Genomic DNA, 24,318 nt, shown 5'->3' on the forward strand with positions numbered 1-24,318 from the left:
CCCAGTATCGCGGCGCCCGCCCGCGGGAGCTCGCTCGACCCGGGGAGGGGAGGCGCCATGTCGGACCCGGTCGCGGAGCAGCTCGTCGACACCCTGCTCGACCAGCGGACCGGACGCCGGATCCCGCGCGCACTGGCCCCCTTCTCGACTCCCGGCTACCGGCGCCTGGCCCTAGCCCTCGTGCTCAGCACGTTCGCCTCGGGCGTGTGGGTGGTGGCGCTCGTGTGGGAGGTCATCCGGCTGGGCGGCGGCCCGACCCAGCTGTCGGTTGCGTCCACCGCAGGTGCGGTCGGGGTGCTGCTCCCCGCACTCGTCGCGGGCGTCGTCGCCGACCGGGTGCCCCAGAAGTCCATCCTGCTCGTGGTCGCCGCCGTCGAGACCGTCGGCATCGCGCTGGTCGGGGCCCTGGCGCTGGCCGACGCGACCGCGGTGTGGCACCTCGCCGCAGTCTCGTTCGTGACCGGCGCCGGGATGGCGTTCTACTACCCCGCCTACTCGGCCTGGCTGCCCGCGCTCGTCCCCGAGGAGACGCTCCAGGCGGTCAACGGCTTCGAGGGCATGGTCCGTCCCACAATCCAGCAGGCCGTCGGGCCCGGCGTCGCCGGCGTGGTCGTCGGCGTCGCCTCGCCCGGCGCGGCGTTCGCCATCGCCGCGGTCGCGTCGGCGCTCGGCCTGCTCGCGCTGACGGCGGTGCCCCGCACGCCGGTACGCCGCGAGCTCGACGCCTCGCACGCGGCCCACCCGTTCCGGACGGCGCTGACCGACATGGCCGAGGGCTTCCGCTACATGGTCCGGACGCCGTGGCTGCTGGGCACGCTGCTCTACGCCTCGGTGATGGTGCTCGTGGTCATGGGGCCGCTCGAGGTGCTCGTGCCGTTCCTGGTGAAGGAGCGGCTCGACGGCGGCCCGGGGGCGCACGCGATGGTGCTCGCCGCCTTCGGCATCGGCGGCGCTCTCGGCTCGCTCGGCATGGGCGCCGCGCGGATGCCGCGCCGCTACCTCTCGTGGATGAACCTCACCTGGGGCGTCGCGTGCCTGCCGTTCGTGGCCATGGTCCTCGCCGAGGCGGTGTGGCAGGTCGTTGCCGCGGGCTTCGTGATGGGCGCCCTGTTCTCGGCGCCGATGGTGATCTGGGGGACCTTGCTGCAGCGCCGGGTCCCGCCGCACCTGCTGGGGCGGGTCGCGTCGCTCGACTTCTTCGTGTCGCTGAGCCTGATGCCCGTCTCGATGGCCCTGGCCGGGCCGGTCTCGCAGGCCATCGGCCTGCGCGCCACCTTCATCGTCGCGGGCGTCGTCCCGGTGGTGGCCGGCGTGGTCACCGTGGTCTGGGCGGGGCTGCGGCAGGACGAGATCGCGCACCCGCTGCGGGACGAGCCGGTCAGCTGAGCGCCCGGAACCGCCGCAGCCGCAGGCTGTTCGTCACCACGAAGACCGACGAGAACGCCATCGCCGCGCCCGCCAGCATCGGGTTGAGCAGTCCCGCCGCGGCGAGCGGCAGCGCCGCGACGTTGTAGGCGAACGCCCAGAACAGGTTGCCCTTGATGGTGGCCAGGGTCCGCCGCGAGAGCCGGATCGCGTCGGCGGCCACCCGGAGGTCACCGCGCACCAGCGTCAGGTCACCGGCCTCGATCGCGACGTCGCTGCCGGTGCCCATGGCCAGGCCCAGGTCGGCCTGCGCCAGCGCGGCCGCGTCGTTGACGCCGTCGCCGACCATGGCGACGACCCGGCCCTCGGACTGGAGCCGCTTCACGACGTCGACCTTGTCGGCCGGCAGCACGTCGGCGACGACCCGGTCGTCGTCGATGCCGACCTCCTCGGCGACGGCACGGGCTGCGGTGGCGTGGTCGCCGGTGAGCAGGAACGGGGTGAGGCCGAGCTCTCGGAAGCGTGCCACCGCCTCCGTCGAGGAGTCCTTGACCCGGTCCCCGACGACGAGCACGCCGCGGGAAGCACCGTCCCAGCCCACGGCCACGGCGGTGGCGCCCGACTCGCGGGCACGGTCCATGGCCCGGGCGAGCTCGGGAGGTACCGGACGCGACCACTCCTCCTCGAGGAGCCGGGCCCGGCCGACGACGACCTCGTGGTGCGGCGGGTACGGGTTCTCCCCCTCGTGGACCGCGCCGTTCACGACGGTGCCGCGGACACCGAGGCCCTCCAGGTTGGTGAAGTCGGTGACCTTCGGCAGCGCGAGGTCCCGCTCCCGGGCGCCCCGGGCGACCGCCCGGGCGATGGGGTGCTCGGAGGAGTCCTCGAGCGCCCCGGCCAGCCGCAGCACGGTGTCGGCGTCCTCGCCCGGCAGCGGCTCCACGCCGAGCAGGGTCATCTCGCCGGTGGTCACGGTCCCGGTCTTGTCCAGGACGACGGTGTCCACCCGACGGGTCGACTCGAGGACCTCGGGACCCTTGATGAGGATGCCGAGCTGGGCGCCGCGTCCCGTGCCGACCATCAGCGCGGTCGGCGTGGCGAGCCCCAGCGCGCACGGGCAGGCGATGATCAGCACCGCCACGGCCGCCGTGAACGCCGTGCCCCAGCCGCCGCCCGCGAGCACCCAGCCGGCCAGCGTGGCAAGGGACAGCGCGATGACGAAGGGGACGAAGACCCCGGAGACCCGGTCGGCGAGCCGCTGCACCTCGGCCTTGCCGTTCTGCGCCTCCTCGACGAGCCGCGCCATCTGCGCGAGCTGGGTGTCGGCGCCGACCCGGGTCGCCCGGACGACCAGCCGGCCGCCGGCGTTGACGGTCGCGCCGGTGACCGCGTCGCCGGGCCCGACCTCGACGGGGACCGGCTCACCCGTCAGCAGGGAGGAGTCGACGGCGGAGGTGCCCTCCTCGACGAGGCCGTCGGTCGCGACCTTCTCGCCCGGGCGGACGACGAAGCGCATGCCGACGGCCAGCTGCTCCGCGGGGATCCAGCGCTCGGCGCCGTCCTCGAGCACGGCCACGTCCTTGGCGCCGAGGTCGAGCAGGGCCCGGAGCGCGGCGCCGGCGCGCCGCTTGGACCGCTTCTCGAGGTAGCGGCCCAGCAGCAGGAACGTCGTCACCCCCGCGGCGACCTCGAGGTAGATGTTGCCGCTGCCGTCGGTGCGCTCCACGGTGAACGAGAAGGTGTGGGTCATGCCGGGCATGCCAGCGTGGCCCCAGAACAGGGCGTAGAGCGACCAGCCGAACGCCGCCAGCACCCCGACGGACACCAGCGTGTCCATGGTGGTGGTGCCGTGGCGCAGGTTGGTGGCGGTGGCGCGGTGGAACGGCCACGCCCCCCACACCACCACCGGGGCAGCGAGGGTGAGCGAGAGCCACTGCCAGAAGTCGAACTGCCAGGCCGGCACCATCGCCAGGGCGATGACCGGCACCGTCAGGGTGGCGGAGACCAGCAGCCGCTGCCGCAGCCCGTCGAGCTCCGCATCGGCGGTCGAGCTCGTCGAGACCCCGCCCTTCGAGACCTCGCCCGCCAAGGCGGTCGAGCTCGTCGAGACCCGCGCCTGGTACCCCGCGGCCTCCACGGTCCGCAGCAGGTCGTCGTGGGTCACCTCGCCGTCCCAGCTCACCTTCGCCTTCTCGGTGGCGTAGTTGACGCTGGCGGTGACGCCGTCGAGCTTGTTGAGCTTGCGCTCGATCCGGTTGGCGCACGACGCGCAGGTCATGCCGGTGATGGCGAGCTCGACGCTGCTGCTGTCCTGCTGGGCGATGGGCTGGTCGCCGGTCTGGTTGGGGGCGCTCACGGGGCTCCTGTCAGGCGAGGGCGTACCCGGCCTCCTCGACGGCGGCCTGGACGGCGGAGTCGTCGAGCGGCTGGGCGCTGGTCACGGTGAGGGTGCCGGTCTCGAGCTCGACGGCGACGTCCTGGACGCCGTCGATCTCCTGGACCTCCTCGGTCACCGAGGCGACGCAGTGGCCGCAGGTCATGCCCGTGACGGTGAAGGTGCGGGTCGTGCTCACGTGGTTCTCCTGGCAGTCGGGGTGCGGGTGGTCAGGAACGGACGAGCCGGGCGATCGCGTCGGAGGCTTCCTTCAGCTTCTCCTCGGCGACCGGTCCGCCCTGGCGGGTGGCGTCGGCGACGCAGTGCGCCATGTGCTCGTCGAGGAGGCCGAGGGCCACCGACTGAAGGGCCTTGGTCATGGCCGACACCTGCGTGAGGATGTCGATGCAGTACTGCTCCTCCTCCACCATGCGCTGCAGCCCCCGCGCCTGGCCCTCGATGCGGCGCAGCCGCTTGAGGTAGTCGTCCTTGGCGTGGAGGTACCCGTGCTGGTGGGGCGCGTCCGTCGTTCCCATGCCCTCGACCATATACCCCCCATGGGTATGACTCAAGGCGTCAGGGATCGAGGGTCCCGACCACGAGCACGGTCGCCGTCACCATGGCCCCGAGCACGACCAGCAGCAGGCCGAGCATCCCCAGCACCAGGGCCGTCCTGCCGAGCCAGCGGCCACGGCGGGACTTCATGCGACCGGCCACCAGGGCCAGCGGGGCGGCCACCACCACGAGCATGAGAGCGGCCAGGGGCGGTGCCACGAGGAACGGGAAGAACCAGAGCAACCAGATCCCCAGGCTGCCGATCGGGCCCTCGAGCTCCAGGAGGGTGGCCAGGCCACCGAGGAGGGGCGGAACTGCGGCGAGGACCAGAGCGGCCACCGTCGTGGTCACGAGGAGCCACCGGAGATCCTGGCGATCCTCCTCCCGCGGGGAAGGCTGCGCCATGCTTCGGCCATGGCCGTTCTCGTTCACAACATCACCTTCGACTGCGCCGACGCCCGAGCCCTGGCGGGATTCTGGCAGGTCCTCACCGGGTGGAACCTCTACTGGGACGACGACCCCGAGGTCGTGCTGGCGCCGTCGTTCCCGCACTCGGGCACCGGGCTCCTCTTCATCCCCGTGCCGGAGGGGAAGACGGCGAAGAACCGGGTCCACCTCGACCTGCAGCCCGACGACTGCACGCGGGACGAGCTGGTCGAGCGCGCGGTCGCGGCCGGCGCGACCGTGCTGGGTGACCACCGCGGGGAGGACGGGTCCGGGTGGGTCACGCTGGCGGACCCGGAGGGCAACGAGTTCTGCATCGAGCGGGGCGCGGCCGAGCGCGGCACACCACCGCCGCGGTCGTTCCGCATCACCACCTGAGGGACGGCCACGCTCACCCCCTCTCACCGGACCGCAGACCACCACCGCCACGACGCCAGTCGTGGCGCATCGTCGAGCGCCGTCCGCCCGGTGCACCACAGCAAGGCCTCGGTCGGGTCGACGTTCGGAGCATCGGGGAACAGCCGGTCGAGGACCGGCGAGCAGAGCGCCGAGGGCGGCCGCCAGTCGCTGCCGAGCGCGCTGGTCACGTCCCAGGTGTGCAGCAGCCCCTCGGCCGCCGCCATGGCCAGCGAGCCCTCGGGGTCGGAGGTGCCCCACGGGTGCCAGGCCCGGGACTCGGGGTCCGCCGAGAGCCCGGCGGCGGCGACCAGGCCGGCGCAGGCGGAGAGCAGCTGCAGCAGCTCCGCCACCCCGGCGCCCTCGTCGGGGCGCACCTCGCCGGGCACGAAGCCGGCGTCGGGCTGGGCGACGATCCGGCCCGCGTGGGCGAAGTAGGCGTCCGCCAGGTGGGCCACCGTGTCGGCGCACGACCACCCCGGGTTGGCCGACGGCGCGGTCCAGTCCCGGTCGGCCAGCGGCAGGAGGGCCTCGACGGAGGCGGAGTGGACCTCGAGGAAGAGCTCGGGTGTCACGACCGTGTGCAGTGGCATGCGCCCTGAGTAGCATCGAAGCGAGCAGCGGTCGAGGCAACGCGGTCCAGGGAGGCCCGGTCATGGAACGACCCGCAGGCATCGTCGACTTCTCCCCCTCGCCCGAGCTCTTCCCGTTCGAGTCGCGGTGGTTCGAGAGCTCCGCCGGGCCCGTCCACTACATCGACGAGGGCGAGGGCCCGCCGCTCCTGCTGCTGCACGGCAACCCGGACTGGGGCTTCCTCTACCGCCGGATCGTGGCCGGCCTGCGCGACAGCTTCCGCTGCGTCGTCCCCGACTACCCGGGGTTCGGCCTCTCGTCGCACCCCGAGCGCTACGGCTACACCTCCGCCGAGCACGCCCGCGTGGTCGGTGAGCTCGTCGACCACCTCGGGCTCGACGGCATGCTGGTGATGGGCCAGGACTGGGGCGGTCCGATCGGGATGGAGGTCGCCTCGCAGCGGCCTGACCGCGTGGTCGGCCTGGTCATGGGGAACACCTGGTTCTGGCCGGCGGACACCCGCCTGTTCCGCTCGTTCAGCGCCGTCATGAGCTCGCGGCCGCTGCAGTGGCTGATCACCCAGCGCAACTTCTTCGTCAGCCCGCTCATGAAACGGACGCTGCGGGTGCGGCTCAGCGAGGCCGAGTTCGGGCACTACTCGGCCGTCGTCCCGACGCCCGAGTCCCGCCGGGGCATCGCGAACTTCCCGCGGCAGATCCGCGACGCCGGCCCATGGCTGGCCGAGCTGGAGAAGCGGGTGCAGGACCGGCTCGCCGACAAGCCGGTACTGCTCGTCTTCGGCAAGCAGGACCCCGCGCTGGGGCGCGAGAGCGTCATCGCGCGGTGGCAGCAGACCTTCCCCGGGGCGACCCTGGTGCGGCTGGAGCAGGCCGGCCACTACATCCAGGAGGACGCCCCGGACGCGATCATCACCGCGATCCGGGGCGCCTTCACGACCGGCTGACCCTGGTCAGTCCACGTCGACCCAGTCGAGGGTCCGGTCCACCGCCTTGCGCCAGCCGCGGTAGCCCTCCTCGCGCTGCTCGTCGGACCACCGGGGCTCCCAGCGCTTGTCCTCGTTCCAGTTCTGCCGCAGCTCCTCGTGGTCCTTCCAGAAGCCCACCGCGAGCCCCGCGGCGTACGCCGCACCGAGGGCGGTCGTCTCCGCCACCACCGGCTTGCTGACCGGGACGCCCAGCACGTCGGCCTGGATCTGCATGCACAGGTCGTTGGCCGTCACGCCGCCGTCGACCCTGAGCACCTCGAGCTTCACCCCCGAGTCCTTCTCCATGGCGTCGGCGACGTCGCGGCTCTGGTAGCAGATCGCCTCCAGGGCTGCCCGCGCGATGTGCGCGTTGGTGTTGAAGCGGGAGAGCCCGACGATCACCCCGCGCGCGTCGGAGCGCCAGTAGGGGGCGAACAGGCCCGAGAAGGCGGGCACGAAGTACACCCCGCCGTTGTCCTCCACCTCACGGGCCAGGCTCTCGCTCTGCGCTGCGCCGGAGATCAGCCCCAGCTGGTCGCGGAGCCACTGGACCGCGGAGCCGGTGACCGCGATCGACCCCTCGAGCGCGTAGACCGGCGCCTCGTCGCCGAACTGGTAGCAGACCGTGGTGAGCAGGCCGTTCTCGGAGCGCACCAGCTCGGTGCCGGTGTTGAGCAGCAGGAAGTTGCCGGTGCCGTAGGTGTTCTTCGCCTCCCCGGGCCTCAGGCACACCTGCCCGACCATGGCGGCCTGCTGGTCGCCGAGGCTCGCCGCGAGCGGGACCTCGGCGCCGAGGGGGCCGTCCTCGAGCGTGTGGCCGTAGAACTTCGGGTCGGAGGAGGGCCGGATCTCGGGGAGCATCTGGCGCGGGATGCCGAACATCTCCAGCAGCTCGTCGTCCCAGTCGAGGGTCTCGAGGTCCATCAGCATGGTGCGGCTGGCGTTGGTCACGTCGGTGACGTGGACGCCGCCGCGGGTGCCGCCGGTGAGGTTCCAGAGCAGCCAGCTGTCCGTGTTGCCGAAGATCGCGTCCCCGGCCTCGGCCGCCTCCCGCACCCCGTCGACGTTCTCGAGGATCCACTGGATCTTGCCGCCGGAGAAGTACGTCGCGGGCGGCAGACCGGCCTTGCGGCGGATCACGTCGCCCCGCCCGTCGCGGTCCAGCGCCGACGCGATGCGGTCGGTGCGGGTGTCCTGCCAGACGATCGCGTTGTAGTACGGACGACCGGTCCTCCGGTTCCAGACCACCGTGGTCTCGCGTTGGTTGGTGATGCCCAGCGCGGCGAGGTCGGACCCCTCCAGGCCGGCACGGTCCAGCGTCGTCTTGAGCACCGAGCTCGTGCGCTCCCAGATCTCGTAGGGGCTGTGCTCGACCCAGCCCGGCTTCGGCATGATCTGCTCGTGCTCGAGCTGGTGCCGGGCGATCTCGTTGCCGCCGTGGTCGAAGATCATGAACCGGGTGCTGGTGGTGCCCTGGTCGATGGCGCCGACGTAGTCAGCCATGGTGTGAGCCTCTCGGTGTGCGGTCAGTTGGACTGGGACGCGGTGGGGACGCGGTCGACGCGGGGCTCCTCGAGCGGGATCTTCCCGACCTCCCCGGGCTCGTCCTCGTCAGGCATGAAGCGGGAGATGCCCATCTTGTAGGCAGCGGCGCCGAGAAGGCCACCGATGAGCGGTCCGATGATCGGAACCCAGAAGTAGAGGGTGCCGTACTGGTCCTCGAACGCTGTCTCGTAGCCGGTGAGGAACGACGCGAGCCGGGGACCGAAGTCACGGGCCGGGTTGATGGCGTAGCCGGCGTTCGTGCCCCACGCCATGCCGATGGCGACGACGATCAGGCCGACGATGAACGGCGCCATCCAGGCGACGGGGGCGTCGTTGCGCGAGTCGGTGACCGCGAGGATCAGGAAGAGCAGGATCGCCGTGCCGAGGATCTGGTCGAGGAACGCCGTCGTCGTGCTCACGTCCATCGCACCGTTGCCGGGGAGCGTGGAGAAGATGCCCTGGGTGGCGATGGTGTGCTCGGGGTCGATGGCCGCGATCGCGTCGGAGTACAGGACGCGCACCAGGAGGGCGGCGGCGAAGGCGCCCAGCGTCTGGGCCAGCGCGAAGGGTGCGACCTTGCGCCAGGGGAAGTCGCTGAACGCGGCCAGCGCCACGCTGACCGCGGGGTTGAGGTGCGCCCCGCTGATCCGCGCCGCCGTGTAGACGCCGAACGTGACGCCCAGCCCCCAGGCCCAGGCGATCGAGTCGTGGTCACCCAGCGCACCCTCGCTGGTCACCACCTGCGCCACCACGCCGACCCCGAACAGGATCAGGATCATCGTCCCGGCGAACTCGGCGATCAGTTCACCCATCAGGGTCCGTCTGGTGAGCCGTTGCATGGTCTTCTCCCCTTCGCGGTGACGCGGACCGCGGGACCCTAGGAGGCCCGGAGCATCTGGACAACGGGCCGCGTTCGACATCACCGAAAGACGGACGTTCGACGATGCCGAACACGGGGAAGGCTGTCCGGCATGGCATCCCGGGTGCAGTCCGTCACGCGCGCTGCGGCCATCCTGCAGCTGCTGGCGGTCGAGGACGGGCCCACCAGCCTCGGCCAGCTGGCGACCGCGCTGGGCCTGGCCAAGACGACCGCGCACGGGCTGCTCCAGACGCTGCGCGAGGTGGGTTTCGTCGACCAGGACCCGGCCTCCGGGTGCTACGTCGCCGGGGCCGGGCTGCGGGAGCTGGGCGCGCGGAGCCTCGACGTGCACGAGATCCGCAGCCGGGCCCTGGGCTGGACCGACGCCCTCGCCGCCCGCACCGGTGAGGCCGCACTCGTCGCCGTCCTCACGGCGGGCGAGGTGCAGGTCGCCCACCACGTCTTCCGCCCCGACGGCAGCGAGCAGCAGGTCAGGACCGGGGCACGGCTCCCGTTGCACGCGACGGCGTGGGGGAAGGTGCTGCTGGCCCACGACCCGCGTGCGGTCCGGGCCCTCGGGTCGGGCGAGCTCGAGAGCCTGACGTACCGCACGGAGACCGACCGGTCCCGGCTGCTGCGAGACCTCGCCGCCGTCCGCGAGGCTGGCTGGGCCGCAGCCGTGGAGGAGGAGCAGCCGGGGGAGGTGGGCATCGCCGCCCCGGTCCGGGACCGGGCCGGACACGTGGTCGCAGCCGTCGGCATCCTGGGCTCCGTCGAGTCGCTCTGCGACGCGCGCCTCCGCCCCCGCCCGGACCTGGCGACCCACGTGGTGGCCGCCGGCCGGTCCATCTCCCGCGAGCTCGGCCACGGGCGGGACCGGTGAGCACGCGCTACGTCGCCGCCATCGACCAGGGCACCACCACGACCCGGTGCCTGCTGTTCGACCGGCAGGGCCGGATGGTCTCGGCCGCCCAGCGCCGGCACCGCCAGCACCACCCGGCGCCGGGCCGGGTCGAGCACGACGCCGAGGAGATCTGGCAGCACGTCTGCCACCTGCTGCCGCAGACCCTCGCCGACGCCGGAGCATCCGCCGACCAGGTCGTCGGCCTGGGGATCACCAACCAGCGCGAGACCGTCGTGGTGTGGGACCGGCTCACCGGCCGGCCCGTGACGCGGGCCGTCGTCTGGCAGGACACGCGCACCGCCACCAACCTGGCCGAGCTGACCAGCGGCTTCGACGCCGCGGAGCTCACCCGCCGGACGGGCCTGCCGCTGGCGAGCTGGTTCTCCGGCCCCAAGCTGCGCTGGATCCTCGACAGCGACCCCGGGCTGCGCGAGCGGGCCGAGCGCGGCGACCTGCTCTTCGGCACGATGGACAGCTGGCTGGTCTGGAAGCTCACGGGCGGCCTGCACGTGACCGACGTGACCAACGCCAGCCGGACCATGCTGATGGACCTCACCACCCTCCAGTGGGACCACGAGCTGCTCGACTGCATGGCCATCCCGCGCTCGATGCTCCCCGAGATCCGGCCCAGCGTCGGCGACTTCGGGACGACGCGCCACGCGGTGCCGGGCCTGCACATCTCGGGGGTCATCGGCGACGAGCAGGCGTCGCTGTTCGGGCAGACCGCGTTCGAGCGCGGCCGCGCGAAGTGCACCTTCGGGACCGGCAGCTTCCTGCTGATGAACACCGGGAGCGCACCGGTGCGGTCGCGCTCCGGGCTGATCACGACGGTCGCCTACGCGACGGAGGAGGAGGGCGCCGTCTACGCGCTCGAGGGGTCGGTGGCAGTCGCCGGGGCACTGGTCGAGTGGTGCCGCTCCGGCCTCGACCTGGTTCGCACGCCTGCCGAGATCGAGACGCTGGCGTGCACGGTCGACGACAACGGGGGGTGCTACGTGGTCCCCGCGTTCTCCGGCCTCACCGCCCCCTACTGGGAGACGGAGGCGCGGGGGATCGTGGTCGGCCTCACCTCCGACGTGACCAAGGGCCATCTCGCCCGCGCGGTGCTCGAGGCGACGGCCTGGCAGACCCGGGACGTGGTGGAGGCGATGAACGCCGACGCCGGCGCACCGATGGCCTTCCTGGCCGTGGACGGGGCGATGACGGCGAACAACCTGCTGATGCAGACCCTGGCCGACGTCCTCGACGTCCCCGTCGTGCGGCCCCTGGCGGCCGAGAGCGTGGCCCTCGGGGCGGCGTACGCCGCCGGCCTCGGCGTCGGCTACTGGCCGGACCGCGCGGTGCTCCGCTCGCTGTGGCACCGGGCCGCCGAGTGGCGCCCCACCATGGCCCCCGAGACCCGTGCCGCGCAGCTCGCCTGCTGGCGCAAGGCGGTCGAGCTGTCGATCGAGTGGGGCCGCCGGCCGGCTCCCTCCTGAGCCGGCGGCGGCCCGCCCCCGTGTCGTGGGTCAGCTGGCTTGGCGAGCAGCCTCCTGCTCGGAGGTCGCACCCTCGGTCGCGAGATGACCGCCCTTGTCCTCGAGGTGCGCCCGGATGAACCAGTGGAAGAGCTCGAGCTGCTCGGTCTGCCCGATGAACATGTCCTCGGTGACCGGGTCGAGCTCGGCGAGCTCCTTCATGCCCTCGCGGTAGCTGGTGATGACGCCGTTGTAGACGAGGTCCAGGGCGGCGAGGTGCTCCTGGGTGGTGGCGCGGCCGATGCTGTACTCACCCCACGAGCGGGCCTCGACGAGCGCGCCCGGCGTACCGGTCGGCGAGCCGCCCAGGGTCGCGATGCGCTCCGCCAGGTCGTCGGCGAAGCCGCGCACCGCGTCGACCTGCGGGTCGAGCATCTCGTGGACCGCGATGAAGTGCGGACCGACGACGTTCCAGTGCACGTGCTTGAGCGTCAGGTGGAGGTCGTTGCAGGCGTGCAGCCTGTCCTGCAGGAGCTCGACGACGCGGGTCGCGTCGGACTCGCTCAGACCGGGGACCGTGTAGTGCAGCTTCGTGTTGGACATGAGGTGGTCGTACCCGCGATCGCCACCGCGAAACGGGTTTGGTTGAAAGTCACACCACTTCGGGTCGCCATCGTGGCTGCAAATGCCGAAGGCCCCGGCCGGAGCCGGGGCCTTCGCCTCATGTGCGCGAGGGGGGAGTTGAACCCCCACGTCCTTTCGGACACACGGACCTGAACCGTGCGCGTCTGCCTATTCCGCCACTCGCGCTTGAAGCCCGGCAAGGCTATCCCAGCCCCACGGACATCCCCAAACCCGGGTCGCCCGGCGGCACGGCGGGCGCCGCGGCGGGCCTCCGGCCGACCTCGGGCCGACCTCTGGCCGACCTCCGGGCAGCATCACAGTTTGCCCGGCGGTGCGGCGGGAAACGCTGCACCCCGGCACCGATACGATCGGTGCGACTTGCTCGACCGGCGAGCCGTCGGTCGTGTCCCGGGCACCGAGCGACTGGCGGAGAGGAGGCGGACGATGGGCGGACTCCAGAAGTTCGAGCACAAGCTGGAGCAGATGATCTCGGGGGCCTTCGCCCGCGCGTTCCGCAGCGCCGTGCAGCCGGTGGAGATCGCGGCGGCGCTGCAGCGCGAGTGCGACAACAACACCCAGATCCTCTCCCGCGACCGGCGGATGGTCCCCAACGACTTCCACGTCGAGCTCTCGCAGACCGACCTCGACCGGCTCGCGCCGTACGACTCGGCGATGGCCGAGGAGATGACCAAGCAGGTCCAGCAGCACGCCGACACGCAGGGCTACGTCTTCCCGGGCCCGGTCGCCATCGCGTTCGAGGCGGCCGACGACCTGACCACCGGCCGGTTCCGGATCCGCAGCACCGCGCGGGCCCGGGTGACCGGAAGCGCCACCCACACCCAGGTGACCCGGGCGCGGGCGCTGCTCGAGGTCAACGGGACGCGCCACCCGCTCCAGCCGCCGGGCCTCGTGGTGGGCCGCGGCACCGAGGCCGACATCCGGATCAACGACCCGGGCGTGAGTCGCCGTCACGTGGAGTTCGAGGTCTCGATGTCCGGGTCCCAGGGCCAGGACCTGCGGATCAGTGTGCGCGACCTCGGGTCGACCAACGGCATGCTCGTGGACGGCCACCGCATCACCCACACGGCACTGCGCGACGGGTCCACCGTCAAGATCGGCAACACCGAGATGACCGTGTCGGTCATCCAGGAGGACGTGGATGTCTGAGCTGACGCTGTTCCTGATCCGCCTGGCCTACCTCGCCATCCTCTGGATCTTCGTCCTCTCCGCGATCTCGGTCGTCCGCTCCGACATGTTCGGCGCGCGGGCGCCCGAGCCGGGTCGCGCACCGTCGCCCGGCGGCCGCAAGGCGAAGGCACCCAAGCCCGCCAAGCCGGCCAAGCGGCGCGGCAGCCCGAGCCAGGTCGTGGTCGTCGACGGCGCCAACGCCGGCGAGACCGCGAGCCTCGACGACGCCCCGATCCTGATCGGCCGCGGGGCCGACGCCGCCATCCGGCTCGACGACGACTACGTCTCGACCCGCCACGCCCGGATCGCCGCCTCCGGCGACCAGTGGTTCGTCGAGGACCTCGGCTCCACCAACGGCACCTACATCGGCAGCGTCCGCATCACCCAGCCGACGACGCTGACCCTCGGCACCCAGGTGCGGATCGGCAAGACGACCCTCGAGCTCAGGAAGTGACCGGGGTGCGTCTCGACTACGCCGCGATCTCCGACGTCGGCCGGGTCCGCAAGGACAACCAGGACTCCGGGTACGCCGGCCCCTGGGCGCTCATCGTCTGCGACGGCGTCGGCGGCGCCGCCCGCGGCGACATCGCGTCCAGCACCGCGATCCAGCAGCTGCGCCGGCTCGACGCGGCCCCCTCCGACGACCCGGTCGCCCGGGTCGCGGGCGCCCTGCACCGCGCCCACGACCGGATCGGCGAGCTCGTCGACGAGGAGCCCGCCCTCAACGGCACCAGCACCACCGCGACCGTGGCGCTCTTCGACGGCGAGAAGGCCGTCATCGGCCACGTCGGCGACAGCCGCGCCTACCTCTACCGCCAGGGCGAGATCAGCCAGCTCACCAGCGACCACACCTTCGTGCAGACGCTGATCGACGAGGGCCGGATCACCGAGGAGGAGGCGCGGGTCCACCCCCACCGCAACCTCATCCTCAAGGCCATCGACGGCATCCACGAGGCCGAGCCCGACATCTTCCACGTCGAGCTCGAGGTCGGCGACCGGCTGCTGCTGTGCAGCGACGGCGCGTCCGGGGTCCTCGACAACGCCCGGCTCGCCGACATCCTGTCGACCGGGAGCGCCGACTTCGCCGCCACCGAGCTGGTCCGCGCCAGCCTCGACGGCGGCAGCACCGACAACGTCACCTGCATCGTCGCCGACGTCGTGACCGGCGAGATGCCCGCCGACGTGCGGCCGCTGCTCGTGGGCGCGGTCGCCGACCTGCGCCGCCGCCGCGGCGGCGGGATGACCAGCCTCTTCCGCGGCCACCGGTCCGGCGACACCGGCGAGCTCGAGCCCGTCGCCGCCGACATCCCCGACGACGTCCCGTTCGCCATCCCGGCCGACCCGATCGACCCCGAGGAGGCGCGCTACGCGCCGCGGGCGCCGCGCCGCTTCGTGTGGGCCAAGCGGCTGCTCGTCGGCCTCATCGTCGTCGGGCTGCTCTGGATCGGCGCGGCCGCCGCCTGGTCGTGGAGCCAGGGCCAGTACTACGTGGGGGAGAACGACGGGAGGGTCACCATCTACCGCGGGCTGAACGCCGACCTGCCGGGCCTCGACCTGTCCTCGCCCTACGAGACCACCAACGTCGAGATCGACCGGCTCTCCGAGTTCGACGCCGACAAGGTGCGGCGCGGCATCGACGCGGGCGACCTCGACGACGCCCGGCGTACCGTCGAGAACCTCGCCGCGCGCCAGACCGTCTCGACCGAGTCGGCACGCGGCTGAGCGGGGCTGGGAACGACATGGCACAGCAGACCGGCAACCACAGCCTCCTCGGCTTCGTCCACCGGCGACGCCGCGGGGCCGAGCTCTTCCTGCTCGTCCTCGCGCTCGCCGTCGGCATCGGCGCCTACGCCGCAGTCGGCCTCGGCGTGCAGGGCGAGGTCCCCACGAACCTCATCGGGTACGGCGGCTGGCTCGCCGCGCTCGTGATCGCCTGCCACGTGGTGGTGCGGGTGGTCGCGCCGTACGCCGACCCCGTGCTGCTGCCGGTGGTGGCCGCGCTCAACGGGCTCGGCCTCGCCCTCATCCACCGGCTCGACCTCGCCTACGAGGGCGCCGGCCGCACCCAGCACGACTTCGCCCAGCAGCAACTGGTGTGGATGACGCTCGGCGTGGTGCTGTTCCTCGCGGCGCTGGTGCTGCTGCGCGACCACCGGATGCTGCAGCGGATCACCTACACGCTCGGGCTGTCCTCGATCGTGCTGCTCCTGCTGCCGATGGTGCCGGGACTCGGCAAGGAGGTGAACGGCGCGCGGATCTGGATCAGCCTCGGCCCGTTCAGCTTCCAGCCGGGCGAGGTCGCGAAGGTGCTCCTGGTCATCGCGTTCGCCGGCTACCTCGTGCTCCACCGCGACGCCCTCGCCCTGGCCGGCCGCAGGCTGCTCTTCGTCGACCTGCCGCGTGGGCGCGACCTCGGCCCGATCCTCGCGATGTGGCTGGTCAGCCTCGGCATCCTCGTGTTCCAGCGCGACCTCGGCTCCAGCCTGCTGTTCTTCGGCCTGTTCCTGGTGATGCTCTACGTCGCCACCGAGCGCCCGGGCTGGCTGGTCGTCGGCGGGCTGCTCTTCTTCGGCGGCGCGGCGATCGCCTTCCAGCTGTTCGGCCACGTCCGGAACCGCGTCAACATCTGGCTCGACCCGATGCCCTACTACGACCAGACGCCGGGCAGCGGCCAGATCGTGGAGGCGATGTTCGGGATGGCGTGGGGCGGTCTGACCGGCCGCGGCTTCGGCGAGGGAAGCCCGGAGCGGATCCCGTTCGCCGAGTCCGACTTCATCGTGGCCGCGCTCGGCGAGGAGCTGGGCCTGACCGGCGTCATCGCCGTGATCCTGCTCTACGGCCTGCTCGTCGAGCGCGCGCTGCGGGCCGCACTGGTGTGCCGCGACGGCTTCGGCAAGCTGGTGGCCGCCGGACTCGCGGCCGTCCTCGCGCTCCAGGTGTTCGTCGTCATCGGCGGCGTCACCCGCCTCATCCCGCTCACCGGTCTCACCACGCCGTTCCTCTCGTACGGCGGCTCGTCCCTCGTTGCCAACTGGGTGATCATCGCCTTGCTCCTGCGCATCTCCGACCAGGCCCGCCGACCCGCGCCCTCGCTCGACGTCGACGACTCCGAAGCCGACGCCGAGATGACCCAGGTGGTGAAGGTCCAGCGATGAACAAGCCGATCCGCACGCTGTCGATCTTCTGTCTGCTGCTGTTCCTGGCGCTGATGCTCAACGCCACCTACCTGCAGTACTACCGGGCGGACGGCCTGGGCGACGACCCGCGCAACCGGCGGGTCATCGAGGCGGCGTTCTCCGCGGAGCGCGGCGCCATCCTGGTCGGCCGCGAGCCCGTGGCCGAGAGCGTCGAGTCCGACGACCAGTACGAGTGGCAGCGCACCTACGACCAGCCGTTCAAGTACGCCCACACCACCGGCTGGTTCTCCTACTTCAGCCAGACCGGCGTCGAGCGATCGCAGAACGACGTGCTCTCGGGTGACGACTCGCTGCTCTTCGTGACCCGGCTCGCGGACCTGCTGACCAACGCCTCCCCCAAGGGCGGCAGCGTCCAGCTGACCATCGACCAGGCGGCGCAGGACGCCGCGTGGGAGGGGCTCACAGAGAACCCCGCCCTCGGCAGCGGGCAGATCGAGGCCTCGGTCGTCGCGCTCGAGCCGGCCACCGGCAAGATCCTGGCGATGGTCTCCACGCCGTCGTTCGACCCGAACCGGCTCGCCGACCACGACCTGCGCGCGGTCGCCGAGGCCGCCGAGGAGCTCGAGGACGCCCCGGGCCAGCCTCTTCTGAACCGCGCCGTGCAGACCACGCTGCCGCCGGGCTCGACGTTCAAGATCGTCACCGCCGCGGCCGCGCTGGAGAGCGGGAACTACTCCGGCGCCGACGCGCTGGTGCCCGGCGGCGACCGCTACCAGCTGCCGCTCACGTCCGGCGAGTCCAACGTCGTCACCAACGGCGGACGCGCCTGCGGCACCGACCGGATTCCGATGCGCCAGGCGATGGAGCAGTCCTGCAACACCACCTTCGCGGCGCTCGCCGACGAGGTCGGCGCCGAGGACATGCAGAAGCAGGCCGAGGCCTTCGGCTGGAACTCCCGCTACCTCGAGGACCTGCCCTCGCAGGCGCCCTCGCGCTACCCCGACGACCTCGACGCGCCGCAGACCGCGCTCGCCGGCTTCGGCCAGGGCAGCCTGACCGCCACCCCGCTGCAGATGGCGATGGTGGCAGCCGGTGTCGCCAACGGCGGCGTCGTGATGCGCCCGTACGTCGTCGACGAGGTCCGCTCGCCCGAGCTCGACGTCCTCGAGAAGACCGAGCCGACGGAGCTGTCCCGGGCCGTGTCGCCGGAGACGGCGTCCGCGCTGACCGAGATGCTCGTGTCCACCGTCTCCAACGGCACCGCCTCGCCCGCTGCCATCCCCGGCGTGCAGGTGGCCGGCAAGACCGGCACCGCCCAGAGCGGCGTCGAGGGGCAGGCGCCGTACGCCTGGTTCGTCTCCTTCGCGCCGGCCGACGACCCGCAGGTCGCGGTCGCGGTCATGATCCAGCGGGCCGACATCCCGAGCGGCGAGATCGCCGGCGGCGCGCTCGGCGGCCCGATCGCCAAGCGGATCATGGAGGCGGTGATCCGGTGAGCACCCTCGGACCGGGCGAGTTCGTCGACGCGGCGAGCCGCTATCGCCTCGACTCCCGGATCGCCACCGGCGGCATGGGCGAGGTCTGGCGCGGCACCGACACCGCGTTGGGCCGCGAGGTCGCGGTCAAGCTGCTCAAGGCCGAGTACGCCGACCACCCGACGTTCCGCTCCCGGTTCGAGACCGAGGCGCAGCACGCTGCGTCGCTGCACCACCCCGGGGTGGCCTCGGTGTTCGACGTGGGCGAGGCGACCCCGACCGACGGATCGGGGGTCCACCGGCCCTACCTCGTGATGGAGCTGGTCGACGGCCAGCCGCTGTCGGCGCTGCTGCGCCCGGGGCAGCCGCTCGACACCGAGGCCACCCGCGACCTGATGGCGCAGGCCGCCGACGCGATCGGCGCCGCCCACGCTGCCGGCATCGTCCACCGCGACGTGAAGCCGGCCAACCTGCTGGTGACGCCCGACCGGACGGTCAAGATCACCGACTTCGGCATCGCCCGCGCGACCGAGGGCATGGCGCTGACCGAGACCGGCCAGGTCATGGGCACGCCCCAGTACCTCTCCCCGGAGCAGGCGCAGGGCGGCACGGCGACGCCGGCCAGCGACGTCTACTCGCTCGGCGTGGTGGCCTTCGAGTGCCTCGCGGGTGAGCGGCCCTTCGTCGCCGAGACCGCGGTCGCCACGGCGCTGATGCACCTGCGCGAGCCGGTGCCCGACCTGCCGTCCCACGTGCCCGCCGACCTGGCCGCCGTGGTCCGCCGGGCCATGTCCAAGTCGCCCGAGGACCGCTTCCCTGACGCCACCGCATTCGCTGCGGCGCTGCGCGACCCGTCCTCGGTGGCGGGTGCGGCTGCTGCGGCCGCCGGCGCCGGCGCCGCTGCCGCAGGTGCGGCTGCCGCCGAGCCGGCCACCCAGGTCATGGGCTCGGTCCCGCCGACCGGTGCGACCACGGTGGCTCCGGCCGCGGCGACCGGGCCGTCCGGGCCGACCAGCGGCGGGCCCGGGAAGCGGCTGTGGCTGTGGCTGCTGCTCGCGGCCGCGGTGGTCGCCGCGGTCGTGCTGCTCGTCGTGCTCGCCGGAGGCGACGACGAGGAGCCGGACCCGACCGAGCCGACCACCTCCGAGCGGGAGCGGCCGCGGCAGACGGAGGAGCCCACGCAGGAGCCGACCGAGCAGCCCACCGAGGAGCCCACGACCGAGGAGCCCACCGAGAGCCCCTCGCCGACGCCGACCGAGGAGCCCACGACCGAGGCCCCCACCGAGACCCCGACGGAGAGTCCCTCGCCGACCCCCACCGAGCAGCCCACGACCCAGGCGCCCACCGCGACCGAGCCGACGTCGCCTCCCGCCTCGCCGGCGGGAGGCGAGGCGGGGTCGACCACGCAGCCCAGCGACGGTGACACCTCGCCCCAGACCGAGGAGGCCGCATGAGCGCCGGACAGCTGATCGGCGGCCGCTACCAGCTCGGCGAGCTGCTCGGCCGGGGCGGCATGGCCGAGGTCCGCAAGGGCCAGGACACGCGGCTCGGCCGAACCGTGGCGGTCAAGCGGCTGCGCACCGACCTCGCCAGCGACGCGACCTTCCAGGCGCGCTTCCGGCGCGAGGCGCAGTCGTCGGCGTCGCTCAACCACCCGGCCATCGTCGCCGTCTACGACACCGGCGAGGAGCCGGCGACGGACGGCTCCGGCGTCGCGCAGCCCTACATCGTGATGGAGTACGTCGCCGGCCGGACGCTGCGCGACATCCTGCGGGAGGGCCGCAAGATCCTGCCGGAGCGGGCGCTGGAGATCACCAGCGGCGTCCTCTCGGCGCTCGACTACAGCCACCGCGCGGGGATCATCCACCGCGACATCAAGCCCGGCAACGTCATGCTCACGCCGACCGGCGACGTCAAGGTCATGGACTTCGGCATCGCCCGTGCGATCTCCGACGCCTCCTCGACCATGACGCAGACCGCGGCCGTGGTCGGCACCGCGCAGTACCTCTCGCCCGAGCAGGCCCGCGGCGAGACCGTGGACTCCCGGTCCGACGTCTACTCCGCGGGCTGCCTGCTCTACGAGCTCCTCACCGGCCGGCCGCCGTTCGTGGGCGACAGCCCCGTCGCCGTCGCCTACCAGCACGTCCGGGAGCCGGCGGCCCCGCCGTCGGACCACGACACCGACCTGCCGCCCGAGCTCGACGCCATCGTGATGAAGTCGCTGGCGAAGCGCGTCGAGGACCGCTACCAGAGCGCAGCGGCGATGCGCAGCGACATCGAGCGCTACCTCGCCGGCCGGCCCGTCCAGGCCGTGCTGCCGCCGGTGCCGGCGACGTCGGTGATCCCGGCGGCGACCGGTCACGACGGCCCCGACGGCACCACGGTCACGCCGACGGTCGAGGAGGACGAGCGCCGCAGCCGCGGCGGCCTCTGGGTCTTCATCGCCCTCGTGCTGGCCGCGCTGCTCGCGGCCGCCGTCTGGCTCGGCAACCAGCTCTTCGAGGAGGTGCCGGACGACGTCCGGATGCCCAACCTCATCGGGCTCTCGGAGGCGGACGCCCGCGCCGAGATCGGGGACGCCGGGCTCGGGGTGGGCGAGGTGACCTACCGGCCCGACTCCGACGCCAAGAAGGACGAGGTCCTCGAGCAGGACCCCAACCGCGACCAGTTCGTGCCTCCCGGGACCGAGGTCGACCTCGTCGTCTCCAGCGGCAAGCCCGTCGTGGAGGTGCCGTTCGTCATCGGCCAGCAGCGCTCCGAGGCCCGGGCCACGCTCGCGGACCGCGGACTGAGGGTGAAGTTCGAGGAGCGCGAGTCGGACGAGCCGGCGGGCCAGGTGCTGCAGACGGACCCGGCGCCGGGCGAGAGCGTCCCCGAGGGGAGCACCGTCACCGTCATCTACTCCGACGGGCCCGAGGAGGTCCCGGACGTGGTCGGCCTGCAGCGGCAGGAGGCGGAGCAGACGCTGCGCGACGCGGGCTTCGAGCCGCGGGTCGTCGAGACGACCGACACCGACGAGCCCAAGGGCACGGTCGTCGACCAGAGCCCGCAGGGCGGCGAGGAGGCCGGCGAGGGCTCGACGGTCACGATCGTGGTGTCGGCCGTCGAGGACGAGGAGGAGCCCAGCGAGGAGCCCTCGCCCACCGAGGACCCCACCGACGGCCCCACGGTCCCGACGGACTCGCCGAGCCCGCAGGAGCGGCCGGCCGCGCCCGGCCGGCGCGACTGAGGGTCAGCGCAGGGGCTCGGCGTAGCTGAGGTCGAGCAGGCCCTCGAACGCCGGGGCCTGGATCCAGTCCTCGACCTCCTGCTCCCACCCGACGGAGATGTCGGGCACGGCCGCCTGTTCGCGGTAGACCTCGAGGTAGTCGTCGTTGGCGATCGCCTCGAGCAGCTCGCCCTGGTCGCCGACGGCGGAGATGACGTAGGGCTGCGGGTAGGGGACGCCCTGCAGCAGCACGGCGTTGCCCTGGCACTTGATGCCGGTCGTGGAGACGACGCGCTGGCCCTGGATGGTCACGGCCGTGGCGCCGCCCTTCCACATCGCGTTGACGACCGCCTGGATGTCCTGCTGGTGGACGATCAGCAGGTTGAGGTCACGGGTGCTCGAGTTGATGACGTCCTCGGGCGCGTCGGAGAGGGTGACCGTCACCCCCGGCCCCGACCGGGGCGTGAGCCCCGCGGGGTCGTCGATCTCCTCGATGCGCTGCTGGAAGCGGCGTACGCCGGTGTCGTCCACCGTCTCGGTCAGCTGCTCCACCTCGGCGTCGAGCTGCTGGACGCGCGCCTCGAGGGCGGCGTACTGCTCGCTCTCGGCCTCGACCAGCGACGCGAGGTCGGTGTAGCGACCCGGGCGCAGGTCGGTGCCCTCGCTGTTGCTGGCGCTGACCACGAACAGGGCCCCGCATACGAGGACCACGGCGGGGGTGCCGAGTCGCCACGCCGTCCACGGCCGGCGAGGCGGCGGCCCAGAGGGCACAGGCTCGTCGGCCCTCGCGTGGGATCCCGGGGTCATGGCGACTACGCTAGCCCCCGCCCGAAGGACCCCGATCGAGGAGTGCACGTGACCAAGCCGAAGGCCAAGGCGGACTTCGCCGACTCGACGACGGGGCCGCTGTTCTCGGTGCGGTTCATCATCGCCCTGGTGCTGGCCGTGGGCGGCATCGCCTGGACCGCCTGGTTCTACCTCGCGGTGCGCGTCGACCCCACCGTCTTCCCGGCGCCCGAGCCGGGCGGTCCGGCCTTCATGGCCGACCTCGGCGACTGGAACTACCTGATCGGCCTGGGCGCGATCATGCTGGGCCTCGCCGTGGCCGCCCACCCCAGAACCCCGCTCGGCCGCGGCCGCGGCGTCGTGGTCGGCATGCTCGGCTGCTTCATCGTCGGCCTGCTGTGGATCTGCACCTACTACGTCTTCTCCGACGACCTCAGCGCCCTGCCGGTCTTCAACGACCTCGGCCAGTACAACCTGGTCGTCGGCATCGCGCTGATGGCGGTCGGTTTCACCTACGCCACCCGCTGGGAGTGACGCCCGGCCCGTGAGCGGTGTGAACCACGCCATGTGAACGGGCTTGTCCACAGAATCCACAGGTATCCACACTCCGCCCCGGTCCCCGGACCGGGGCGGTTGGCATTTCGGCCCGCGGTTGCACGGGTCAGCCGCCCACAGCCAACAACTCACACCTGTGGATTGTCCTGTGAATTACATGGGGGTAGTTCTCCACATTCTCCTTCACAGGTGTGGAAAGTCGGCTACGCGCCGTGATGCCGCTGTGACTCGTGCGGTGCAGCGGCACGGCTGTGCCGCCCGGGTCCGGGCCCCGGGCTCAGGCCAGCACGAGGGTGCGCGCCACCAGCGCCGCGGCGAGCACGACGGCGATCAGCGCCAGGCCGGCGACCTGCCAGGCGGTGCGGTGGCGGCGCGGGGAGTGGACCAGCACCGCGCAGATCGCGAGGCCGCCCAGGAAGCCGCCGAGGTGGCCCTGCCAGGAGATGTTGGGGACCATCACCGTGATGACGGCGTTCAGGCCCAGCCACAGCAGCAGGCCGCGGACGTCGCCGCGCACCTTGTGGGCGAGCACCAGCAGCGCCCCGAGCAGGCCGAAGACGGCCCCGGACGCGCCGAGGGTGGAGCCCTGCGGGGCGGCGAGCCAGTAGACGAGGGTCGACCCGGAGAGGGCCGACAGGAAGTAGAGAGCGAGGAACCGGGCCCGGCCCACCGCCTGCTCCAGCTGCGGCGCGAGGATCCACAGCGCCAGCATGTTGAAGCCGATGTGCCACAGCTCGACGTGGGTGAAGGCGCTGGTGAGCAGCTGCCACCAGGCGCCGTCGGCGACACCGCTGACCCACTGCTGGCCCTGCAGGTCGCAGATCTGCTCGTTGGGGATGCCGGGGAAGTACTGCTCCGGGCTCCCCGTCGGCACGCACCGCCCCTCCGGGAGCAGCGCGAGCCGGCTGTAGAGCTCGCTGCGGTAGCGGCCGGTGCCGCTGAGCACCAGCCAGACCGCGGCGTTGACGACGATCAGCACCAGCGAGGTGAGGCCGGGGTTGCCCGGCCGGATGCCGCCGTACGCCGTCCGGCCGCTGCGGGTCGTCTTCGCGCCCTCGGCGACGCAGCCGGGGCACTGGAACCCCACGGCGGCGTCGCGCATGCAGTCGGGGCAGATCGGCCGCTCGCAGCGCTGGCAGCTGATGTACGTCTCCCGGCCGGGGTGCCGGTAGCAGGTCGGCACCCCGGTCTCGGGCGTCGGGTGGCTGGTCAGGAGCGCACGACCTCGACCGACTCGATGACCACCGGGTCGATCGGGCGGTCACCCGGGCCGGTGGGGGTCTTGGCGATCGCGTCGACCACGTCGCGGCCGGCCTGGTCGGCCACCTCACCGAAGATGGTGTGCTTGAAGTTCAGCCAGGTGGTGGCGCCGACGGTGATGAAGAACTGCGAGCCGTTGGTGCCCGGGCCGGCGTTGGCCATGGCGAGCAGGTAGGGCTTGTCGAAGACCAGCTCGGGGTGCGGCTCGTCCTTGAAGGTGTAGCCCGGGCCGCCGGTGCCGGTGCCGAGCGGGCAGCCGCCCTGGATCATGAACCCATCGATCACGCGGTGGAAGCCGAGGCCGTCGTAGAACGGGCCGGACCGGCCGTTGCCGGCGTCGTAGTCCTTCGTGCCCTCGGCGAGCCCGGTGAAGTTGGCGACCGTCTCGGGCGCGTGGTCGGGGAAGAGGGTGATCGTGATGTCACCCTTGTTGGTCTTCAGGATGGCCTTCAGGTCAGCCATGACTACCTCTCGCTTCGGTGGGTACGTCGGGGATGTCGACTGTGTGGACGTGCCCCCGATCCTCCCACGACGCCACAAGCAGCCCGCCGGTTGGTGGGGTGCCCGTTGGGAGTGGTGACCGTGCACGAGGGGCCGGAAACATGGTCGAATGGGAGCACCCGACGAG

Annotated in this window: 24 protein-coding genes and 1 tRNA gene; 13 read left to right on the forward strand and 12 right to left on the reverse strand. The window is 72.5% G+C overall.

The window, feature by feature from the left end; all coding sequences use genetic code 11:
* Positions 1 to 57: 57 nt before the first annotated feature.
* The gene (locus tag ACFP2E_RS10355; RefSeq protein WP_378524650.1) at positions 58 to 1,386 is read left to right on the forward strand and encodes an MFS transporter; all 1,329 of its coding nucleotides are present in this window, start codon (positions 58 to 60) and stop codon (positions 1,384 to 1,386) included.
* Here ACFP2E_RS10355 and ACFP2E_RS10360 read toward each other — a convergent pair.
* Genes ACFP2E_RS10360 through ACFP2E_RS10375 form a run of 4 tightly spaced genes read right to left on the reverse strand, consistent with a single transcriptional unit; the run spans position 1,379 to position 4,645 of the window.
* Entirely contained in the window at positions 1,379 to 3,721 is a 2,343-nt protein-coding gene (locus ACFP2E_RS10360; RefSeq protein ID WP_378524648.1) for a heavy metal translocating P-type ATPase, read from the reverse strand. The genes ACFP2E_RS10355 and ACFP2E_RS10360 overlap by 8 nt on opposite strands.
* A 10-nt stretch (positions 3,722 to 3,731) precedes the next feature.
* On the reverse strand, positions 3,732 to 3,938 hold the full coding sequence (locus tag ACFP2E_RS10365) for a heavy-metal-associated domain-containing protein (RefSeq protein WP_378524647.1): 207 nt from the start codon (positions 3,936 to 3,938) through the stop codon (positions 3,732 to 3,734).
* A gap of 31 nt (positions 3,939 to 3,969) precedes the next feature.
* Positions 3,970 to 4,275, reverse strand: coding sequence for a metal-sensitive transcriptional regulator (locus ACFP2E_RS10370; protein ID WP_378524646.1), 306 nt, complete (start codon positions 4,273 to 4,275; stop codon positions 3,970 to 3,972).
* Between the two features lie 40 nt (positions 4,276 to 4,315).
* Complete coding sequence (locus ACFP2E_RS10375) at positions 4,316 to 4,645, reverse strand: hypothetical protein (RefSeq protein ID WP_378524645.1); 330 nt, start codon at positions 4,643 to 4,645, stop codon at positions 4,316 to 4,318.
* Positions 4,646 to 4,708: 63 nt separating this feature from the next.
* On the opposite strand from ACFP2E_RS10375, the gene ACFP2E_RS10380 reads away from it, so the two are divergent.
* On the forward strand, positions 4,709 to 5,116 hold the full coding sequence (locus ACFP2E_RS10380; protein ID WP_378524644.1) for a VOC family protein: 408 nt from the start codon (positions 4,709 to 4,711) through the stop codon (positions 5,114 to 5,116).
* 23 nt (positions 5,117 to 5,139) lie between these two features.
* On the opposite strand, the gene ACFP2E_RS10385 is transcribed toward ACFP2E_RS10380, so the two are convergent.
* The gene (locus ACFP2E_RS10385) at positions 5,140 to 5,727 is read right to left on the reverse strand and encodes a maleylpyruvate isomerase family mycothiol-dependent enzyme (protein WP_378524643.1); all 588 of its coding nucleotides are present in this window, start codon (positions 5,725 to 5,727) and stop codon (positions 5,140 to 5,142) included.
* A gap of 62 nt (positions 5,728 to 5,789) precedes the next feature.
* Between ACFP2E_RS10385 and ACFP2E_RS10390 the strand changes: the two genes are divergently transcribed.
* Positions 5,790 to 6,671, forward strand: coding sequence for an alpha/beta fold hydrolase (locus ACFP2E_RS10390; RefSeq protein WP_378524642.1), 882 nt, complete (start codon positions 5,790 to 5,792; stop codon positions 6,669 to 6,671).
* Positions 6,672 to 6,677: 6 nt separating this feature from the next.
* On the opposite strand, the gene glpK (ACFP2E_RS10395) is transcribed toward ACFP2E_RS10390, so the two are convergent.
* Together glpK (ACFP2E_RS10395) and ACFP2E_RS10400 are read right to left on the reverse strand one after the other, a co-directional pair.
* Positions 6,678 to 8,195 carry a glycerol kinase GlpK gene (glpK, locus tag ACFP2E_RS10395; RefSeq protein WP_378524641.1) on the reverse strand — a complete coding sequence of 506 codons (1,518 nt, stop codon included), beginning with the start codon at positions 8,193 to 8,195 and terminating at the stop codon, positions 6,678 to 6,680.
* 23 nt (positions 8,196 to 8,218) lie between these two features.
* Positions 8,219 to 9,049, reverse strand: coding sequence for an MIP/aquaporin family protein (locus ACFP2E_RS10400; RefSeq protein WP_378524640.1), 831 nt, complete (start codon positions 9,047 to 9,049; stop codon positions 8,219 to 8,221).
* Between the two features lie 159 nt (positions 9,050 to 9,208).
* Between ACFP2E_RS10400 and ACFP2E_RS10405 the strand changes: the two genes are divergently transcribed.
* Positions 9,209 to 9,979 (forward strand): IclR family transcriptional regulator, encoded by a 771-nt coding sequence (locus ACFP2E_RS10405; RefSeq protein WP_378524639.1) that lies wholly within the window; start codon positions 9,209 to 9,211, stop codon positions 9,977 to 9,979.
* On the forward strand, positions 9,976 to 11,478 hold the full coding sequence (gene glpK / locus ACFP2E_RS10410) for a glycerol kinase GlpK (RefSeq protein WP_378524638.1): 1,503 nt from the start codon (positions 9,976 to 9,978) through the stop codon (positions 11,476 to 11,478). Before ACFP2E_RS10405 ends, glpK (ACFP2E_RS10410) begins: the two co-directional genes overlap by 4 nt.
* A 30-nt stretch (positions 11,479 to 11,508) precedes the next feature.
* Here glpK (ACFP2E_RS10410) and ACFP2E_RS10415 read toward each other — a convergent pair whose 3' ends face one another.
* Complete coding sequence (locus ACFP2E_RS10415; RefSeq protein ID WP_378524637.1) at positions 11,509 to 12,060, reverse strand: Dps family protein; 552 nt, start codon at positions 12,058 to 12,060, stop codon at positions 11,509 to 11,511.
* 123 nt (positions 12,061 to 12,183) lie between these two features.
* A tRNA-Leu gene (locus ACFP2E_RS10420) sits at positions 12,184 to 12,267 on the reverse strand.
* Between the two features lie 258 nt (positions 12,268 to 12,525).
* On the opposite strand from ACFP2E_RS10420, the gene ACFP2E_RS10425 reads away from it, so the two are divergent.
* Genes ACFP2E_RS10425 through pknB form a run of 7 tightly spaced genes read left to right on the forward strand, consistent with a single transcriptional unit; the run spans position 12,526 to position 21,110 of the window.
* A complete protein-coding gene (locus ACFP2E_RS10425) occupies positions 12,526 to 13,248 on the forward strand; it encodes an FhaA domain-containing protein (RefSeq protein ID WP_378524636.1) in 723 nt (240 codons plus the stop codon).
* Positions 13,241 to 13,723 (forward strand): FHA domain-containing protein, encoded by a 483-nt coding sequence (locus ACFP2E_RS10430; RefSeq protein WP_378524635.1) that lies wholly within the window; start codon positions 13,241 to 13,243, stop codon positions 13,721 to 13,723. The genes ACFP2E_RS10425 and ACFP2E_RS10430 overlap by 8 nt, the downstream gene beginning before the upstream one ends.
* On the forward strand, positions 13,720 to 14,991 hold the full coding sequence (locus ACFP2E_RS10435) for a PP2C family protein-serine/threonine phosphatase (protein WP_378524634.1): 1,272 nt from the start codon (positions 13,720 to 13,722) through the stop codon (positions 14,989 to 14,991). Before ACFP2E_RS10430 ends, ACFP2E_RS10435 begins: the two co-directional genes overlap by 4 nt.
* Positions 14,992 to 15,008: 17 nt before the next feature.
* Positions 15,009 to 16,424 (forward strand): FtsW/RodA/SpoVE family cell cycle protein, encoded by a 1,416-nt coding sequence (locus ACFP2E_RS10440; protein WP_378524633.1) that lies wholly within the window; start codon positions 15,009 to 15,011, stop codon positions 16,422 to 16,424.
* On the forward strand, positions 16,421 to 17,902 hold the full coding sequence (locus tag ACFP2E_RS10445) for a peptidoglycan D,D-transpeptidase FtsI family protein (RefSeq protein ID WP_378524632.1): 1,482 nt from the start codon (positions 16,421 to 16,423) through the stop codon (positions 17,900 to 17,902). The genes ACFP2E_RS10440 and ACFP2E_RS10445 overlap by 4 nt, the downstream gene beginning before the upstream one ends.
* Complete coding sequence (locus tag ACFP2E_RS10450) at positions 17,899 to 19,335, forward strand: serine/threonine-protein kinase (protein WP_378524630.1); 1,437 nt, start codon at positions 17,899 to 17,901, stop codon at positions 19,333 to 19,335. The genes ACFP2E_RS10445 and ACFP2E_RS10450 overlap by 4 nt, the downstream gene beginning before the upstream one ends.
* Complete coding sequence (pknB, locus tag ACFP2E_RS10455) at positions 19,332 to 21,110, forward strand: Stk1 family PASTA domain-containing Ser/Thr kinase (RefSeq protein ID WP_378524629.1); 1,779 nt, start codon at positions 19,332 to 19,334, stop codon at positions 21,108 to 21,110. Before ACFP2E_RS10450 ends, pknB begins: the two co-directional genes overlap by 4 nt.
* A 3-nt stretch (positions 21,111 to 21,113) precedes the next feature.
* On the opposite strand, the gene ACFP2E_RS10460 is transcribed toward pknB, so the two are convergent.
* On the reverse strand, positions 21,114 to 21,896 hold the full coding sequence (locus ACFP2E_RS10460) for a DUF881 domain-containing protein (RefSeq protein WP_378524628.1): 783 nt from the start codon (positions 21,894 to 21,896) through the stop codon (positions 21,114 to 21,116).
* 48 nt (positions 21,897 to 21,944) lie between these two features.
* Between ACFP2E_RS10460 and ACFP2E_RS10465 the strand changes: the two genes are divergently transcribed.
* On the forward strand, positions 21,945 to 22,409 hold the full coding sequence (locus tag ACFP2E_RS10465; protein WP_378524627.1) for a cell division protein CrgA: 465 nt from the start codon (positions 21,945 to 21,947) through the stop codon (positions 22,407 to 22,409).
* Between the two features lie 298 nt (positions 22,410 to 22,707).
* Here ACFP2E_RS10465 and ACFP2E_RS10470 read toward each other — a convergent pair whose 3' ends face one another.
* Positions 22,708 to 23,613, reverse strand: a complete 906-nt coding sequence (locus ACFP2E_RS10470) for a rhomboid family intramembrane serine protease (RefSeq protein WP_378524626.1) — start codon at positions 23,611 to 23,613, stop codon at positions 22,708 to 22,710.
* A gap of 26 nt (positions 23,614 to 23,639) precedes the next feature.
* Positions 23,640 to 24,152 carry a peptidylprolyl isomerase gene (locus ACFP2E_RS10475; protein WP_378524625.1) on the reverse strand — a complete coding sequence of 171 codons (513 nt, stop codon included), beginning with the start codon at positions 24,150 to 24,152 and terminating at the stop codon, positions 23,640 to 23,642.
* Positions 24,153 to 24,318: the final 166 nt, after the last annotated feature.

This window comes from Nocardioides sp. GCM10027114, from assembly GCF_042659625.1.
Lineage (GTDB): Bacteria > Actinomycetota > Actinomycetes > Propionibacteriales > Nocardioidaceae > Nocardioides.